General features: G+C 42.0%; 14 protein-coding genes and 1 pseudogene. 14 read left to right on the plus strand and 1 reads right to left on the minus strand.

Going from position 1 to position 18736, the window contains the following annotated elements; all coding sequences use genetic code 11:
- Positions 1-19: 19 nt before the first annotated feature.
- The 12 genes and pseudogenes from AB4Z17_RS25355 to AB4Z17_RS25410 all read left to right on the plus strand — a co-directional run bounded on the left by AB4Z17_RS25355 (position 20) and on the right by AB4Z17_RS25410 (position 14327).
- Positions 20-1324 (plus strand): opine metallophore biosynthesis dehydrogenase, encoded by a 1305-nt coding sequence (locus tag AB4Z17_RS25355; protein ID WP_441962841.1) that lies wholly within the window; start codon positions 20-22, stop codon positions 1322-1324.
- A gap of 44 nt (positions 1325-1368) precedes the next feature.
- Complete coding sequence (gene cntA, locus AB4Z17_RS25360) at positions 1369-2985, plus strand: staphylopine-dependent metal ABC transporter substrate-binding lipoprotein (RefSeq protein WP_441962843.1); 1617 nt, start codon at positions 1369-1371, stop codon at positions 2983-2985.
- Positions 2986-3077: 92 nt separating this feature from the next.
- Positions 3078-4010 (plus strand): nickel/cobalt ABC transporter permease, encoded by a 933-nt coding sequence (opp1B, locus tag AB4Z17_RS25365; RefSeq protein ID WP_441962845.1) that lies wholly within the window; start codon positions 3078-3080, stop codon positions 4008-4010.
- On the plus strand, positions 4011-4907 hold the full coding sequence (cntC, locus tag AB4Z17_RS25370; protein WP_441962847.1) for a staphylopine uptake ABC transporter permease subunit CntC: 897 nt from the start codon (positions 4011-4013) through the stop codon (positions 4905-4907). It abuts the gene before it with no gap.
- Positions 4908-4911: 4 nt separating this feature from the next.
- Positions 4912-5718 (plus strand): staphylopine uptake ABC transporter ATP-binding protein CntD, encoded by an 807-nt coding sequence (gene cntD, locus AB4Z17_RS25375; RefSeq protein ID WP_441962849.1) that lies wholly within the window; start codon positions 4912-4914, stop codon positions 5716-5718.
- Between the two features lie 3 nt (positions 5719-5721).
- A complete protein-coding gene (locus AB4Z17_RS25380) occupies positions 5722-6456 on the plus strand; it encodes an ABC transporter ATP-binding protein (protein WP_441912117.1) in 735 nt (244 codons plus the stop codon).
- 58 nt (positions 6457-6514) lie between these two features.
- A complete protein-coding gene (gene cntE / locus AB4Z17_RS25385; RefSeq protein WP_441962850.1) occupies positions 6515-7702 on the plus strand; it encodes a staphylopine family metallophore export MFS transporter CntE in 1188 nt (395 codons plus the stop codon).
- Positions 7703-8039: 337 nt separating this feature from the next.
- Positions 8040-8773 (plus strand): annotated as a pseudogene (locus AB4Z17_RS25390) (aminotransferase class III-fold pyridoxal phosphate-dependent enzyme); the annotation flags it as partial.
- 5 nt (positions 8774-8778) lie between these two features.
- Entirely contained in the window at positions 8779-9492 is a 714-nt protein-coding gene (gene bioD, locus AB4Z17_RS25395) for a dethiobiotin synthase (protein WP_441962852.1), read from the plus strand.
- Positions 9493-9531: 39 nt separating this feature from the next.
- Positions 9532-10530, plus strand: coding sequence for a biotin synthase BioB (gene bioB, locus AB4Z17_RS25400; RefSeq protein ID WP_441962854.1), 999 nt, complete (start codon positions 9532-9534; stop codon positions 10528-10530).
- A 13-nt stretch (positions 10531-10543) separates the two neighbouring features.
- On the plus strand, positions 10544-11356 hold the full coding sequence (locus AB4Z17_RS25405; RefSeq protein ID WP_441962855.1) for an aminotransferase class I/II-fold pyridoxal phosphate-dependent enzyme: 813 nt from the start codon (positions 10544-10546) through the stop codon (positions 11354-11356).
- A gap of 571 nt (positions 11357-11927) precedes the next feature.
- Positions 11928-14327 (plus strand): glycoside hydrolase family 3 C-terminal domain-containing protein, encoded by a 2400-nt coding sequence (locus AB4Z17_RS25410; protein ID WP_441962857.1) that lies wholly within the window; start codon positions 11928-11930, stop codon positions 14325-14327.
- A gap of 450 nt (positions 14328-14777) precedes the next feature.
- Here the strand turns inward: AB4Z17_RS25410 and AB4Z17_RS25415 are convergent, their stop codons facing one another.
- Positions 14778-16196, minus strand: coding sequence for a glycosyltransferase family 4 protein (locus tag AB4Z17_RS25415; RefSeq protein WP_441962859.1), 1419 nt, complete (start codon positions 16194-16196; stop codon positions 14778-14780).
- 266 nt (positions 16197-16462) lie between these two features.
- On the opposite strand from AB4Z17_RS25415, the gene AB4Z17_RS25420 reads away from it, so the two are divergent.
- Positions 16463-17740, plus strand: a complete 1278-nt coding sequence (locus AB4Z17_RS25420; RefSeq protein WP_441962861.1) for a nucleotide sugar dehydrogenase — start codon at positions 16463-16465, stop codon at positions 17738-17740.
- A gap of 15 nt (positions 17741-17755) precedes the next feature.
- Positions 17756-18718 (plus strand): NAD-dependent epimerase/dehydratase family protein, encoded by a 963-nt coding sequence (locus tag AB4Z17_RS25425; RefSeq protein ID WP_441912129.1) that lies wholly within the window; start codon positions 17756-17758, stop codon positions 18716-18718.
- Positions 18719-18736: the final 18 nt, after the last annotated feature.

Here is an 18736-nt window from a genome sequence, read left to right on the forward strand (position 1 = left end):
CAAGGGAAGGAAGGCCTTTATGAGTGATTTCGAACGTGTTTTGCTGTTAGGCACGGGACCAGCTTCGATTCAACTCGCTGTGAATCTAAAAAAATATTGGGATTGCCGTATAGCGATAGTAGGGAGAGAATCCGTACGTTCTGAGTCATTTTTTGAAGCGCTTGAACAGAGCAATCAGCTTATACGAGTAAGCATTCAGAACGAAAAACATCGTTCTATGGAGGGCGAATGTTTTGTTGATCACGTTTTTAAAGGGTACGGAACGATCACAGGTGAATGGGATACCCTTATATTTGCGGTCACAACGGATGCCTATATCGAAGTGTTGAAACAAATCGATCCTAAGCTTTTAAGGAAAGTAAAGTGYATGTTATTAATTTCACCGACGTTAGGCTCGAATAGCTTAATTCGTCATTATATGAATAATTATAATCCGAGTACGGAAATTATTAGTTTTTCCACCTACTTTGGTGACACAAGATGGATGGACGGTATACCCACAAATCATGTTCTAACGACAGCGGTTAAGAAAAAAGTTTTTATAGGCTCCACAAATTACCCATCCCCTAATGTCGATGAACTCTGTCGAGCATATAAACAATTAGGTATTGCGATAGACATCATGGAATCACCAATTGAAGCAGAAACTAGAAATATTTCGTTATATGTTCATCCGCCGCTCTTTATGAATGACGTTTCATTAAGCACGATTTTTGGGGATCGAGAAACCATAAAGTATGTTTATAAAATTTATCCTGAAGGGCCAATTACACCATTACTCATTCGTGAGATGTTGGCCCATTGGAAAGAAATTATGAATATTATCAGTAAGTTACATATAAAAGGTATTAATTTACTTAAATTTATGACGGATGACAATTATCCGGTACGACTCGAAAGTTTATCACGTCATGATATAGATAATTTCCCCACATTCGAAACTATTCATCAAGAGTATTTGTTATATATCCGTTATACCTCGCTATTGATCGATCCTTTTTCTGAACCAGATAAGGATGGGAAATATTTTGATTTTTCTGCAGTCCCTATCAGAAAGATGTTCGTTAATAGGGAAGGTGATCTGGATATTCCAAGAATGCCGAAGGAAGATTATTATCGTCTGAAAATCATTCAGGGAATTGCAAAGTATGTAGCTTCGAGCTGCCCTACCATCGATAAATTCTTACATACCTATGAGAATAAATTGGAAGAAATTGCTCAATCTCAAAAGGAAGTTAGATTATCTGCTGCATTTGCCGTTCAAAGTTTTGAGGAAGACTTGAATAGGATCTGCAATGAAATTGGCAAAAATTTAGAAGCGTAAATGTTGAAAGCATAATGAACTTATATATTTTAGGAGGCAATATTGTGAAAAAAGGAAATTATCTTGTTGTTGTATTAGCCATGCTGATGCTTTCAATTGTGCTGGCAGGCTGCAGCGGCGCCAAAGATGCGAAATCGGATTCAACAAATAAGGAAAAGAAATCAGAACTTGTATATGCATCGGCCAAAGACATTAATGATATGAATCCGCATCTGTATGCAGGTTCAATGCCAGCACAAGGAATGGTGTACGAATCTTTAGTCGAAAACACAAAGGAGGGAATCATGCCTTTACTGGCTGAATCATGGGAAATTTCTGAGGATGGAAAATTATATACCTTTCATTTGAGGGAAGATGTGAAGTTCCATGATGGTGAACCTTTTAACGCAGAGGCTGTAAAGCAAAATATTGAAGCGGTACAACATAATAAAGAAAAGCATACTTGGATCAAGCTGTCGACAAAAATAGTAAGCGTTAAAGCGTTAGATGAATATACAGTTGAACTCACACTGTCTGAATCCTATTATCCAACCTTAGTTGAATTATCCATGACTAGGCCGTATGTATTCATCTCCCCTAAAAACTTTATTGATGGAGAAACGAAAAATGGCGTAAATGGCTACAACGGCACAGGGCCATATAAGCTTACGGACCATAAAACCGATGAGTATGCTTCGTTTGAAGCAAATGACGCATACTGGGGCGGCGCACCTAAAATTAAAAAAATTACTTCTAAAGTTCTCCCAGCTGGAGAGACGACATTCCTAGCTTTGCAAAAGGGTGAAGTGAACTTTGTGTTCACTGACGATCGTGGTGCAGACAGTATCGATGTTGAAGCGATGGAACAATTAATCAAAACAGGCAATTACCAGCTTGTTAGAAGTGAAGCGATGAACACAAAAATGATCGTGGCCAACAGCAGTAAATCCAATCATCCCGTAAGTGAAAAAGCTGTTCGTGAAGCCATCTGGCACTCTATTGATAGAGATACGATTAGTAAGGATATTTTTAACGGAACTGAATCAGCAGCCCATTCCCTATTTTCAGCTAACGTCAATTATGCGAATGTCGAATTGAAGAAACGAGACTATGATTTGGAAGCAGCGAAGCAACTATTGGAAGGTGCAGGATGGAAACTGGAGAAAGGCGCTGCTGCTAGAGTAAAAGAAAACAAAACATTAGCGATCCAATTATATTATGACAGTAATTCTTCTTCCCAAAAAACGCAGGCTGAATTTATTCAAAGCTCTTTGAAGGAGATAGGTATTCAATTGGAAATTATCGGTGAGGAATCAACCTCAATTGCCAAAAGAAGATCAACCGGAGATTATGATTTATTATTCAATCAAACATGGRGACTCGCTTATGATCCGCAAAGCACTATCTCTGCTTTTACTTCTGAGAATGCTTATTTGCATACAACAAGCGGAATTGCGGAAGCAAGTGAGCTTTACAAGAAAATTGATGAGGTCATGGTATCCACGGATGAGGCTGCACGGGAATCATTATACGCTGAGATTATAACTATCGTTCATGATGAAGCTGTCTTTATTCCAATCTCGAATGGCAGTGTCACGATTGTGGCGCCAAAAGACTTAAAGAACATCACGTTTAAACAAACACAATTTGAGCTGCCATTCGAGCGAATGAGCTTTGAATAGAACTCAAAAATGAAAAGGGGGATTTCTCCCTTTTTATTTTGAGCAAAGAAGGATAGAGTCATTTGATATTTTCTTTGGAAAGGAGATTTTTTATGGCAAGGTACATCATCAGAAGGCTATTGTTAGCAATCCCTCTTCTATTAATTATTTCGTTTATAACGTTTGTATTGATTAATCTCTCACCGCAAGATCCGGCTGAATTGATATTGCAAGCGCAAGGCATACCCAATATAACAGATGCTTTAATTGCTCAAACGAACGAAGAGCTTGGCTTGAACCAGCCATTTATCATTCGTTATTTACATTGGGTCGCTGCCTGCTTGCATCTAGACTTTGGAGATTCGTACGTTACAGGAAAACCGATTTGGTCATTAGTTGGACCAGCTTTTCTGAATACGTTAAAGCTAACGCTGGTTTCATCTATCGTTGTTATTGTTTTATCCATCCTATTGGGGGTGCTTAGTGCAATAAATGAAGGGAAAATGATAGACAAATCAGTAAGGGGCATCTCATTTTTACTAACATCCATGCCGTCATACTGGCTTGCAGCTATTTTAATTTGGTATATATCCGTTAAATTGGATTTGCTGCCTACGAGCGGAATGGATTCGTATAAAAGCTATATTTTGCCGGTAACTGTGATTGCGATAAGTTATGCAGGGATTTATTTTCGAAACGTCAGAAGCTCGATGATAAGCAATCTAAATGAAGATTATGTTCTATATGGCAGGGCATCTGGCTTGTCTGAGAAGAAAATTACGATGCATATATTAAGAAATTCCTTGCAGGTTGCTATTTCGATATTCGGTATGGCTATCCCGATTATTTTAGGAGGCACCGTCGTTGTTGAAAATGTTTTTGCGTGGCCAGGGTTAGGCAGTTTAAGTATAAGATCGATTCTAAGCAGAGATTTCCCTGTGATCCAAGCCTATATTCTGATAGTGGCAGTCGCATTTGTATTATTTAATACCGTTTCGGACATCGTAAATGCCGCTTTGAATCCTAAAATGAGGAAGGAGATCTAGATGAAACGATTAAAAAACATAAGCGAAGATRAAATAGGCAGCATATCCTTAATCGTTATTGCTGCAACGCTTATTGTCGGATTATTCCCCTCTTTTTTTGCCCCGCATGATCCTAACGAAGTCAAGATGAGCGTAAGATATGCATCTTCGTCTTGGGAATACCTGCTCGGGAACGATCACTTGGGGAGATGTATTCTATCCCGATTAATTTATGGCATTCGTCCCAGTGTCTTATGGGTATTGGCTGCATTAGCGATATCGATAGGGATAGGCGCTCTATTAGGCTTTATCGCGGGTTACTTTAGAGGAAAAGTAGATGCCTTTATTATGAGAATTTGCGATATCATGCTTTCTTTCCCGCTATATGTTATGACACTGGCGATAGTCGGCATTCTAGGCGTAGGTCTTGAAAACATTTTGATAGCGTTTGTTGTTATGAAATGGGCATGGTTTGCTCGGGTAATCAGAACGTCTGTGATGCAGTATTCCGAACTTAATTATGTCAAATTTTCTAAAGCATCTGGCATCAGCAATGTAAAAATTATTTATAAGCACATGATTCCGGTTACATTTGCGGACATAACAGTCATCTCTAGCAGCGCGATCGGTTCGATGATTTTGCAAATATCAGGGTTTTCGTTTCTAGGATTAGGCATTCAAGCGCCCGACGCGGAATGGGGAATGATGCTGAATGAAGCGCGGGAAGTTATGTTTACAAGACCTGAGCTCATGTTAGCCCCAGGCATAGCTATTATTATTATCGTTTCGGCATTTAATTTCTTGTCGGATGCCCTTCAGATTGCACTCGATCCTCAGTTAATGAGCTCTAATTCTTTGCTTCAAGAGAAACGAATCGTGACCAAAAAAAGATTCCGCGAAAAAGAGGTGGCAGATTAAAGCCATGAATGTATTAGCGGTGAAAAACTTAAAAGTATGGGATATGAAAACGAATCATGTGATCATTCATAACAGCTCATTCGAGTTAAAGCAAGGCAGCTGCCTTGCTATAGTAGGGGAAAGCGGGAGCGGCAAGTCTGTCACCAGCAGGTCGATTATGGGGTTGAATAAAGCCTGGCTGCGCCAATCCGGCGAAATCGTATTTAAAGGTGAACATCTAAATCATCTTTCTGAACATGAAATGAGGAAAAAAAGGGGAAAGCAGCTATGTATGATTATGCAAAACGGGATGAGTGCATTTGACCCTTCATGTGTAATCGGCATTCATTTGAAGGAAACCCTTTATGAACATTTCGGCTGGAGTACGAACGAAATTGTAGAAAAAATGAAAAAAGCTATGGCAAGCGTGATGTTGAACAATCCGATCGAAATGATGAATAAGTATCCGCATCAGCTATCGGGGGGCATGCTGCAGCGAGTTATGATTGCGCTCGCAATAGTACTGGAGCCCGACATTATTATCGCAGACGAGCCAACAACGGGTCTGGATACCATTTCACAATTTGAAGTGATTGAACAATTTATGCAATTGCGTGAGCGAATGGGCTGCTCGATGATCTTTATTTCTCATGACCTCGGCGTTGTAAAAAAAATGGCTGATGACGTTTTGGTTATGAAGGATGGAGAGATTGTCGAACAAGGGAGCATCCGAGCTGTTTTTTCAGAACCAGTGCATGAATATACAAAATATTTGTTGTCTACTAGAATGGCGTTGAGTAATCACTTTAAGCTGATCATGGGGGAGGGTTGATCCATGCTGAAAATTGATCATGTGGATAAATCGTATGAAAAAGGCGGATTTTTTTCGAAAAAGAAACAAAAAGTGTTGAATGATATTAGTTTTGAATGTGGAGCGGGTGAATGTCTCGGTATTATTGGAGAGAGCGGCAGCGGAAAATCAACCTTAGGGCGTTTGTTATTAGGCATTGAAAAGCCTGACCGAGGCAGTGTTTTATTTGATGGCAAGAGTGTAGGGGATAGAAAAGTGCGCTTGGGCAAAATTAGCGCGGTATTTCAAGACTATAAGTCGTCCATTAACCCTTTTTTTACGGTCGAAGAAGCCATTATGGAGCCAATAAAAAGGTATAAAAAAAAACATAGTATGGTTGATACGCTGTTAAATCAAGTTGGATTACATCCATCCTATAGAAATAAATATCCACATGAACTATCGGGCGGAGAGGTACAGAGGGTATGTATTGCAAGAGCCATCTCCACAGAACCAAAATGCATTGTGTTAGATGAAGCAATCAGCTCATTAGACGTATCTGTTCAAACCCAAGTGCTTGATTTATTAAAAGATTTAAAAAAAATGTACAACATGAGTTATGTATTTATCACACATGATATACAGGCTGCAGCCTACATTTGCGATAGAGTCCTTATTTTTAGAGATGGTCAAATTGAAGAAATAGTGAGAATCGAACAATTAAAAGACGTCAAGTCGGAATATGCGAAAAAATTGCTGCAGATGCTTATCACTTTTTAGCTGAATGAGTTTTGGAGAATAGGATATTTGCATGCAGAAGTTAGGAGGAAGGGAAGTTGTGAGTGGAGCATTATCTTGGCCTTTTATACGATTGTATATGCTGGCTCTTCTTTATTTCAGCGGCAATTCCATATTAAATGTCATTATACCTTTGCGTGGAGAGTCACTCGGAGCCAGCAACACAACGATCGGTTTAATCATGGGGGCGTATTTGTTCACTACCATGTTTTTTCGACCGTGGGCAGGCCGAATTATTCAAATGCACGGACCGATAAAAGTGCTGCGCATTATTCTTATCGTCAATGGTTTTGCTCTAATCCTCTATACGATTACGGGTTTAGAGGGTTATTTAATTGCCCGTATTTTACAAGGAGTTTCAACTGCTTTTTTCTCAATGGCATTGCAGATCGGCATCATTGATTCACTGCCAGAGAAGGATCGCTCCCAAGGCATTTCACTTTATTCTTTATTTACGTATATGCCGGGTATCCTTGGCCCTGTTCTGGCTTTGGGCATTTGGCAAACGGGGGATATGAGTTATTTTACGATGGTCATGATTGCGATTGCGATCTTTACGGGGGTGTTCGGCTATGGCACCAAAATGGATCAAGGAAGCGATCAGACTGCTGCAAATCAGACAGGGCAGTCAGAAAGTATGTTTAAATCCTTCGGTCAGTTAGTAACTAATCCATTTTTGTTTAAGTGCAGCATGTTGATGTTAGTAGCTTCAATGGTATTTGGAGCCTTTACCACCTTTATTCCTTTATACGCTTCGGAATTAAAAAACGGCAATGCAGGAATCTATCTAATGCTTCAAGCGGGTACCGTTGTTTTGGCCCGTTTTGCTTTAAGAAAAAAGATTCCATCGGACGGAAAATGGCATTCATCGTTTATGATGGGGAATATGCTCCTTTTGACATTGGCGGCGCAATGCGTGAGCTTTTCTGTAACGGGAGGAGCTGTTTTTTTCTATGCGGGTTCCATTTTAATGGGAACGGCTCAGGCTCTCATCTATCCTACGTTAACAACCTATTTAACATTTGTTTTGCCGCAGAAGAGCCGCAATATGTTAATCGGACTTTTTATTGCTATGGCTGATTTAGGAATTTCTCTGGGCGGCGTTATTATGGGGCCAATATCTGATTTCACCTCTTATTCTATGATGTATATGATCTGTGCTGGCTTAAGTGCGACGATGATCATCCTTGCATATGATCGAGGGAAAATGTCTGTTCGACAACTATAACAGGGCTTGAAAATATTTATTATTCATACACATGTGCAAGCTAAAAAAACAATAAATCATATTTCATAATTTAAAAGATCGACCCTTTTGTGATCCGAGCAGAAGGGTTTTTGTTGTTTCTATTTTAGTGTTTTTTGGAGTAGCTGAACAAAAGTATAATTCTATATTTTGTTATTATTCATGAGGCTTTCGGTTGATTCCTTACGGAGTTAATCTTTAATCTTTCATTTTGAATTCTCTTTACAGGGGAGTGCAGGTCTGCTAGAATAGCAAAATCCGTTTGTTAACCAAATTTCTAAATTTAAGGTTAACAATTAAAAATAATGGATGGTGATCATTGGCTAATGTTCCTGCAATTGAGCTTGCAGAAAAATTGGTGGAAATTACACCGGAAGGACTAAAMAAAGTGTTTTACTCCGATTCAGGAGCAACCGGTGTCGAGATCGCGATCAAAATGGCGTTTCAATAATGGCATAAAAAGAGGATACGAGGTAAGACGAAGTTTGTAACGATGAACCAAGCGTACCATGGAGATACATTTGGCGCGGTGAGCGTCGGTGCCATTCCTCTGTATCATGACACTTTTCGCCCCATGTTATTTTCTTCTTATACCATTCCATATCCCTATGCTTATCATCATGCAGGCGGTGAGACGCAGGCAATGGATGAGACGTTAAGGTCATTCCTATACCGGCAACCCGCTTGGCTGTGCCGTTGCTTTGGCAAGCTTAAAGCTGTTTGAAGAGCGCAATATGATCGAAGGAGTTAGAGCAAAGGCGTCATTTGTCCAGCAAAAGCTTGCAGAATTGCCAGCATGTCGGTGAAATCCGGCAAAAGGGACTAATGATTGGAATAGAGCTCGTTCGCGACAAGGTTCCACGAGACCCGTATGACTGGGCAGATCGAATTGGAGTTCGCACAACCTTGCGGGCGAGAGAGCTCGGAATGCTAACAAGGCCGCTTGGCAATGTGATCGTCTTTATTCCCCCACTCTCGAGCAATGTTGCTGAATTGGATGCCATGACAAATATTTTGATGAAATCGATACTTCACGTCACCGAAGGGGTGTGAGTACTTTGAACATTTTTAACGATGATTCGATACGCGGATTATTTGTGTCAGGTACAGATACAGCCGTCGGGAAGACGCTTATAACGGCAGCCATTACCGCTATGCTCCGTGCTGAAGGAATGAATGCTGGTGTCTGGAAGCCGATTCAAACCGGTGCTCATATTGGCAGCGGACATACTGATGCTGAGCGGCTGATAAAAAGCACGGGCATCAACGAACGGCCTGAAGCAGTTGCGCCATTTACATTCGAAGCTCCAATTGCGCCAATGCTCGCAGCTAAGCAGGCAGGTAAGATGCTTACGATTAAAGAGCTAATTGCCGCTGGTTTTCCGCTTACAAAACAATACGAGGCACTGCTCATTGAAGGTGCTGGCGGCGTTGCCGTGCCACTGACCGATGGCAAACTCATGGGGGATCTCATTGCGGAACTCCGAATTCCTGCTCTAATAGTAGCCCGTTCCACCCTCGGGACAATTAATCACACACTTCTGAACGCTTCATTCCTTCAACATCGGGGGGTGCCTATTGTTGGCGTCATACTGAACGATGGTGAATTAGCGGAAACAGATGACGATCCGAGTGTTGCTACTAATGCACAACTAATTGAACAATTCAGCGGCCTTAAAGTTCTCGGTCGGTTTCCTCGTTTGCATACCGAAGAGACTGCACAGATGCTAATACATACCTTACAAAAAATCGATACAATTCGCGCCTATTAGAGAGGCACTTGCAGTTAAACCCATGGGAGGATGATAGAGATGAAAACAATTAAAGTAGAGATGGATTGGCAATCGCTTGCCCGAAAAGCATTGCATGGAGAATGCTTAACGTTAGAAGAGGGGCTCGCTGTGCTTGAAGCTGCCGATGACGAGCTGCTGCTGCTCATGCAAGCAGCGTTTACGGTGAGAAAACATTTTTACGGTAAAAAAGTGAAGCTGAATATGATCATCAACGCCAAAAGCGGTCTTTGCCCAGAGGATTGCGGCTATTGCTCGCAATCGATCGTTTCGACGGCTCCAGTTAAAAAATACTCCCTGCTTGATAAAGACACATTGCTTTCAGGTGCACGTGAAGCGATGGCGCGTAAAGCTGGAACCTATTGTATTGTTGCGTCCGGGAAAGGCCCAACAAACAGGGAGCTAGACCAAGTGGTGGCTGCAGTAAAAGAAATTCGTCAAACGATGCCTCTAAAAATTTGCGCATGTTTGGGTATTCTAGGGGATGATCAAGCTAGGCGACTTGCTGAAGCAGGTGTACATCGATACAACCACAACTTGAACACCAGTAAAGCCAACTACCCTTCCATCACGACGACCCATACTTATGATCAACGCATTGAAACGGTGGAAAAAGTAAAGACATACGGCATGTCTCCTTGCTCTGGCGTCATTATTGGCATGGGTGAGACAAATCAGGAAATTGTCGAAATGGCTTATGCGCTGCGCGAACTAGATGCGGATTCAATTCCGATCAATTTTCTGAATGCTATACCAGGAACACCGCTAGAACACGCAGGTCGCACGCCATCGATGAAAGCGTTGAAGGTACTAGCACTGTTCCGTTTCATATGCCCTTCTAAAGAAATCCGCGCGGCAGGCGGCCGAGAGGTCAACCTTCGTACACTGCAGCCTTTATCTTTGTACGCCGCGAATTCACTCTTTGTAGGGGATTATTTAACGACAGCAGGCCAAGACATATCAGCTGATCATCAAATTATTGAGGATTTGGGCTTTGAGATTGAATTAAATGCCCTTTAATGCGGTGCCGACTATGAAATGGATGGAAGAAGAACTAGAATTATTGGCTGATGCTTCGAGGGAGCGTTCTTTGCGTATAACTAGCTCTGTATTCGGATCACCTGGTTATACGATGCGCGGAGAACGAACATTGCTCTATTTGTCCTCTAATGACTACCTTGGTCTTGCCCAGCATCCGGCCATACTTGAAGCGATGCGTGAGACCTTGCTTACTGAAGGAGCTAGTTCAGGTGCATCACGCCATGTGACAGGCAACCGATTACCTTATGGTTGTCTAGAAGAAGAACTAGCTGATTGGCAAAACTGTGAAGCAGCGTTAGTTTTTGCAAATGGCTATATGGCTAACTCTGGTGTTTTTAACGCTGGTTTTGCTTTAGTTGCCGATATGCAGGTGCTTGGGCGAAACGGTAACATCGAGTCGGTATTTACATCCGTGCGCGAGTGGGAGACAGCAAGACAAGCCGGCGCCTTCACATCCGAACAACGGGAACGGTTGAAGGACCTTAAAAGCGACTGGCATTTGGAAGCTTCAGGTGAAGGAAAGTGGAATTTATACCCTGTTCATATCTCAAAACCGCTCGTATGCATCCCGGCGGAGCTGCAGCCAGGCCAGCCAGGGGGAGCAGATTGGACGCATTTCAACCGATATGCGGATAAACCGCTAAAATTTACACTGCGCTTCATTCCTTCATATGGTAACGATGACGCCTCGATTAAACGTCCAACATTTTATAAGAACGGTGTATACAAGACGTTTGATACAGAAGTTTTCGTGAACCAATATCTCGTTTGTGAAGGTGACAGAATCGGTAAAATTTATGATTAGAACTGGAATCTGCTGAAAACCGTTCATGCTTCCGCCGATGCGCCAATCGTAAGGACAGGTGGACAACCGCTATCTTTTAGTTGCAAGTTCGAAGGCGCTCCGARGCCTCTAGTTAGCGTCCGAGTGACGACATGGGGAGAAGGGGAAGAAGTAGTAAAATAAGCGGCGACCGTTTTCCTATACATAATAGGGGAACGGTTGTTTTTTCTGAGTACGCCGATTTTCGAAACTCTAATGGTTCGCTATTGCTTCTGTATCTCCGATTATCCATTCATGTCCACATAGTGCAAAATTAAGTCTTGTTAGTTCAAATACTAATATGGTTTGGGAGTTTATCATCTAAGAATATGCTTTTACTAATAGACTTATAGTTTAGAGTCTGGAGAATTTGTTTCAACTTCAGGACAACGAATAAAACCTTAATTATGAAATTCGGTATACAGCTATGATCTTATTCCAGGCTGGGCAATATAGCGATTCAGGCTTGTGATCTTGTTCATTTGAAGTTTGACAGATACTTTAGCCAACAAATGAAAGAATCAAGCACTCAGAGAGCTAAAAGGAGAAAACAATGAGCACAAGAAAAGACTTACAACATTACCCTTATATGAATGCAAGCTTGCCTATTGAAGAAAGAGTTGCGGACCTTATATCGAGAATGTCACTTGAAGAAAAGGTAAGACAGCTTGATATTTATTCTGGAAATGAAATTTCAGATTCAGTAGAAGGCTTAAATGCAGATTTGCTTAACTACGAAAAGATGGAAATGGTATCTGCTGGAATTGGAATCGGATGCGGTATACATGAGGTTTGGGCACCTGTTCTCGATCTAGCTAGGGAAATCCGATGGGGACGAGTGGAAGAAGGATACGGAGAGGATCCTTATCTAGGGTCTATGTTCGCGGAGAACATGGTAAGAGGGCTTCAAACGGATGATCTTACAAGACCCGATGCCGTAGTGTCGGAACCCAAACACTTTACAGGATACGGTGCTCCTAGGGGAGGACACAATTGTGCTCCGGCCATGATGGGGCATCATGATAATGCATTTTACTGTCTGCCTGTATTTGAGGCTGCTTTTCAAGCGGGTGCAATGAACACAATGTGTTCCTATAACTCTATTGACGGAACTCCTGTAGCTAGCGACCATTCGCTGCTTACTGGTGTACTTCGCGATAAGTGGGGCATGAAGGGCTTCGTACGAGCGGATATGACGGCTGTCTCCATGCTGCATACCATGCACTTTGTTGCTGAAAACAATCGGGAAGCTATCAAAATGGGTCTTGAAGCCGGCGTTGACATGCAGCTTTACGACTTCCCGCATGATATATACCAGGACAGCATTATTGACCTTGTAAAATCAGGTGAGGTGGACGAGAAAGTAGTAGACACAGCTGCTGGACGTGTACTTACAGTTAAATTTACAGTTGGAATCTTTGAAAATCCATATACAGATATCGAACTTTCTTCGAAAGTTGTGCACAGTGAGGAGCACGTACAGACGGCTCTCGAAGTTGCAAGAAAGTCGATCTGCCTGTTGAAAAACAGCAAAAATACGCTTCCTCTCAAAAGAGACATTGGCAAGATTGCAGTGATTGGACCAAGCGCGGATGTTCCCCGTTACGGAGATTACAGCAGCCCAGTTGTGCCTGAGCATGCGGTTACGCTTTTGAAAGGCATCCAAAACATTGTTTCGGAAAAGACCGAAGTTATCTACGCCAAGGGCTGCGAAATTCTGGAGTCCGACTTAATGACTATACCGGGCAAATGGCTCAAGGACAATGATGGCAACGACGGACTTGTAGGTGAGTACTACAATTCTCTTTCTTTTGAGGGAGATCCTGTTTGTGTGCGAAATGACAAACAGATAAACTTCAACTGGATTTACACAAAACCTGCTGACGGTGTAAACGCAGATAACTTCACCGTTCGTTGGACAGGCAAAATTAAACCGTGCGATACTGTGGATGGTTACATTGGACTCAGCAGCATGGACAGCATGCGATTGTGGATCGACGGCACGCTGCTTGTTGACGGTTGGGGCGACCTTGACTCCAATCAGATGGTTGCGTTCAAATTTGTCGAAGGCGAAGAGTACGATGTTAAGGTTGAGTATCTCAATGATTCACGTGGGGTAAGGGTAATCCTCGGTTACAGCCTCGGCAACGATTATATGGACGCTGCGGTTAAAGCAGCACAAGAGGCGGATGTTGCTATTGTAGCGGTGGGTGACAACGATCAGACTAGTGGAGAGAACCTGGACAGAGCGGACCTTAATCTTCCGGGCAGACAACTTGAACTCGTCAAGAGAATTTATGAAACAGGAACGCCTGTTGTTCTTGTCCTCCAAAACGGACGTCCGATGTCGATCACATGGGAGGCAGAGCATCTGCACGCGATTATAGAGGCATGGTTTGTTGGAGAGCAGGGCGGAAATGCTATTGCAGAAGTTATTTTCGGAGATGTCAATCCTGCTGGTCGTATTCCGATGTCTTTCCCAAGATCGGTTGGTCAGCTACCTGTATACTATAACCGCACACCATTCTATGGACATAAATATGTTGAAATGGACTGGCTCCCACTGTACCCATTCGGGTTTGGTCTGAGCTACACAACATTTGCGTATTCGGATCTTGACATTTCAGCAAGGAAAATTGCTCCGGATGGAACAGTTGATGTATCGTTTAACGTAACTAATACGGGAAATGTCGCAGGTGAGGAAGTTGCTCAGCTTTATATTAGGGATGAATTCAGCAGTACGGTCAGACCAGTCAAGGAGCTTGCAGGGTTTAAGCGAATTCATCTTGAAATAGGCGAAACAAAGCGCATCACGCTTACACTGGGATACAGACAACTCCGTACACTTACTAGAAGCCATGATTGGGTTGTGGAACCGGGTAAATTTGAGGTAATGGTCGGACCAAACTCGGGCGACGTTCCGCTAACAGGAGAGTTTTTCGTTCGGAAATAAATATTTGCGACGGTTACCATGCCGGGTTGCTGTATAATGAGCTGCAATTACGTGCAGATACTTGTACGGAATGGTTGCCAAACTACACGGGTTAAATAGAGCAAGGAGCAGCTACTACGGTAGCTGCTCCTTGTTTCTATTAAGCTAAAGGACAGCCTGCTCATACGATCTATCAGCAACTATTCTTAATTCTAATAAGAAATTACTTATATTTAGAATCTTAATTTATACGCTTATTCATAAGCGGTTGCACAATGCTCATATCGGGAATTGTGTATCCAATAGGCATTAATTGAAGAATACGATACCAGATGTTTTTTTGTTCAATATCATGGGCTGATGAGAATTTGGAATCGATCATCTGCTGTAAATTATGAGCAGTTAGCAATTCTGGTGTTCTCAGGTTAAAAAGTATTGATTTTCGACGTGCTTTTTTAAGCACTCGTTTAATTATCTTCTTTTTGCGAGTCTTCTTTTTCTGTTTTTTCGTTTTCTTATTTTTAATGCGATTAGATATCTTCTTCTTCGTAAGATGCGCCATTTACTTCTTCCTTTCTTTTTCTTCCGTTGAACAGGTTGTATAGGTTGTATAATTTGTGTAGGTTGTAAAGGTTGCAAACTAATTCCGTTATCGATTTCTGGATGCTTGCTTTTCGCGAGATTATACAAATCGACGACACGTTCAGTCATCGCATGCAATGACCAATGTTCCTCTCCCCATCTCTTTGCATGATTTGCCAGCTCAATCAGTGATGTTGAATCATCTTCATCTAAGGCTGATCTTAAGCAATGAAACAGCTGATCTCTATCTCCAGCATGAAATACAAGTCCAGTCGATGAGTGGGTTACCATTTCTGGAATACCTCCAGCGTCTGAGGTGATGACTGGCTTGCCTGCAATTTGTGCTTCGATAATGGCAAATGGCTGGTTATCCTGCATGCTGGGCAGGACGACAAAATCAGCTTGTCGAAGCAATTCAGGAACATCCTCGCGGTTTCCCATAAAGATAACGTGATCAGTAAGACCGAGATTATTGGCAGTTTGCGTTATTTCTTCACGAAGAAAACCATCTCCTACGAACCAACAAATCCAATCCGTACGTTCTTCTTTTAGTTTGGCTAGTGCATAGATGAGATGGATTTGACCTTTCACAACATCAAAGCGTGCAGGGCACATAAATACTTTCTTTTCAGCAGGTCTTGTAACATTTGATTCTCGATTCATGTTTTGAAGAAACTCGTCAATGTCAAAACCATAATGGCTGACTGTAATACTATGTTCTGGAACAGAAAATTCATTTACTAAAACATCTTTTAACCACTGCGAGGGCGAGATTGTTACATCACTGACGGTTGCACCCAAATTTTCACGTATGGCCGAATAGTGCCAAAGCGGGGTATTCGTGTCTTGTTCCAGTAACCCCAATTCTTTCAACTTAACAAACCACTCTTTGGTGAGACAGCCATGAATTGTCGTTACTAAAGGAGTTTTAGGAGATTTAACACGTGACAACGCATGTGCGCTAACAATGTCCTGTGCATGGATAATGTCATAATCGGATAAGTCGAAGTACAAGGCAGCTGCTTCAATACAATACCGCTCAATTTCGGTGCTAGTTATCCATGGATCAGTTCCGGGCAAATAGTGATTCATATAGAGACTAGTCTGATCGGCAATAAGAGATGTTAGTTTGCTTTTTTCAATGAATAAGCTTTTTCCTGGGACATGGAATCCCTGTCCATCCGGCGTCGGGGAGAATATATCTACGTGATGCCCTGCGAGCTGTAATCCTTTTGACAACTGATTGACATACGTATTTACGCCACCTGCATGAGGTAGAGACCAGCTGCAGGCGATTAGTATTCGCATTTGTTCCCCTCCGGTCAATTTGTCTGTCATTCCACTATCATATGAGTCTATTACAATAATGTTAACGCACATCCACCTATTTTTCTCTCGTATCATTACAGGCGATTGTCAATCAATAATTGCATCCAATCGGTATAATTCAATATCCTCAAAATCTTATAAACTTCGTGACATTCTACTATTTCTGTAAAATATAGACTTTTATCTAATGCGATTTTGATTAATTTTCGTATGATGCTAGAAGATTAGTCAAAGGAGTTGAGAGAGTGAAAGAGCATGCTTCTAATTATAAAATTGGTATTATTGGGCTAGGGTACGTTGGATTGCCATTGGCTGAGTTGTTTCTTGAGAAAGGAAATACGGTTTATGGCATTGATACTGATGAACGAAAAATCAATATGTTAAACAAGCGTCAATCCTATTTGTCTGACTATAAGAAAAACGAGATTCGAAATCTTTTCAGTAAAAATAGTTTTCATGTTGGGACTACCTTCAATGTCATCGAGAAAGTCGATGTCATAATCATTTGTGTGCCTACGCCGCTAGATGATCATGATCAACCTGATTTGAAATATGTGATTGGAGCTGCACAAAATTTGCTTCCACATTTGCGAAGAGGTCAACTCATTGTATTGGAAAGTTCTACGTACCCGGGAACTTGTGAGGAGCTGCTTAAGCCGATTTTAGAATCCACTGGTCTCCTAGTAGGCAGAGAAATTTCGCTCGCATATTCACCAGAACGAATTGATCCCGGTTCGAAATGGGAATTGGAGCATATCCCCAAAGTTGTCGGAGGCGTAACGCCATCATGCACATCGTATGCCAAGGAAGTATATGAAGCAGTGTTTAAACGCATGGTCGTTGTGTCTTCACCGCGCGTTGCCGAAATGACGAAGCTGCTCGAGAACAGTCAGCGTTATTTGAATATCTCCTTTATGAACAGTCTGTTGAAGATATGCGAGGAGCTGGATATAAGCCTATGGGAAGTAATCGAGGCAGCAGGTACAAAGCCATATGGTTTTACGAAATATTATCCAGGTCCTGGCGTTGGCGGACATTGTATACCGGTTGACCCATTATACTTGTTGTGGAAGTCGAGGGAACACCATATTGATCTGCCTTTTATTGAGCTTTGCCGTCAGGTAAATGAGGATATGCCTAGTTTAATAGTAGAACGGGTTGCAAAGACATTGCGTCCTAAAGAGCTAAACGAATGCAATGTGCTTGTCATCGGGGTTACGTATAAGAAAGATGTAAATGATATGCGAGAGTCCATCGCGCTGCACATTATAGAGCAGCTGCTAGAATCCGGAGTTAAGGTAGATTATTTTGACCCGTATGTAAATGAACTGAAAATTGGCGAAACGGTGCTTCATGCAGTCCCGCTTACGGCACGAAATATGAGAAATATTGATTGTACGTTAATTTTAACGGATCATTCGAATATTCCTTACGAGCTATTTGTGAAACACACACCTGTTGTTATAGATACACGCAATGCTACAAGCAAAGTCGCAGACCGTAAAAACGTCATCTTACTTTAAAAGGGGGGGATTTCAATGAAAATAGTAGTAACTGGTGGCGCAGGTTTTATCGGCTCACATTTAGTTGAGCGTTTGCTGGAGGAAGGCCACACCGTTTGGACAATAGATGATTTCTCGAATGGGCGGCCGGAATTTTTATCCCATCTCCAAAATCATAAACGTCACACACTTATCCAAGGCTCAGTAATGGATCGAGTGGTGATGAAGAAATTGATTGCCAAAGCTGATGTTGTTTACCACTTAGCGGCTGTTCTAGGCGTTAAAAATACGGTAGATGATCCCATTAAAGTTATAGAAGGCAACATTGACGGTACACGCAATGTACTTGAATTAGCATATCCGCGCCATGTCAAAGTCATTTTTGCTTCAACATCCGAAATATAYGGAAAAAATGAGGAGCTGCCTTTTCACGAAATGTCCGGACGTATCTATGGTGCCCCATCTGTTCATCGTTGGTGCTATGCAACGGCGAAGTCGCTGGATGAGCATATGTGCTTTGCTTATGCCCAAAAGGGACTGCCAGTTACCGTGCTTCGGTATTTCAACGCATACGGACCTAGGCAAACAAATTCGCAATATGGCGGTGTTGTAGCACAATTCATTAAGGCAGCCTTGAAGGGAGAGCTACTTGAGGTTTATGGAGATGGGTTTCAAAAACGTTGTTTCACTTATGTAGAGGATACGATCTCTGGGACTTTAGCAGCACTCAAGCCGGAAGCTAACGGACTTGCATTCAATATCGGTACGAACCGCTCTATTACGATTGGTGAGCTTGCAACACTCATTGTTAAGCTTAGCGATTCGACATCTTCGATTGTGTCCAAAACGTATGATGAAGCATATGGATCGGGTTATGAGGATATACCGGCAAGAGAACCGGATTTGACACGCTCACAAACTTTGCTCAGCTACAAACCTTCCATGAAGCTGGAAGAAGGTCTTTTGAAAACAATAGACTGGTATCGAAATCATATGTGAGTACAATTCCATTTGGTC

The organism is Paenibacillus sp. TAF43_2 (assembly GCF_052113545.1).
In the GTDB taxonomy this organism is placed as follows: Bacteria; Bacillota; Bacilli; order Paenibacillales; family Paenibacillaceae; genus Pristimantibacillus.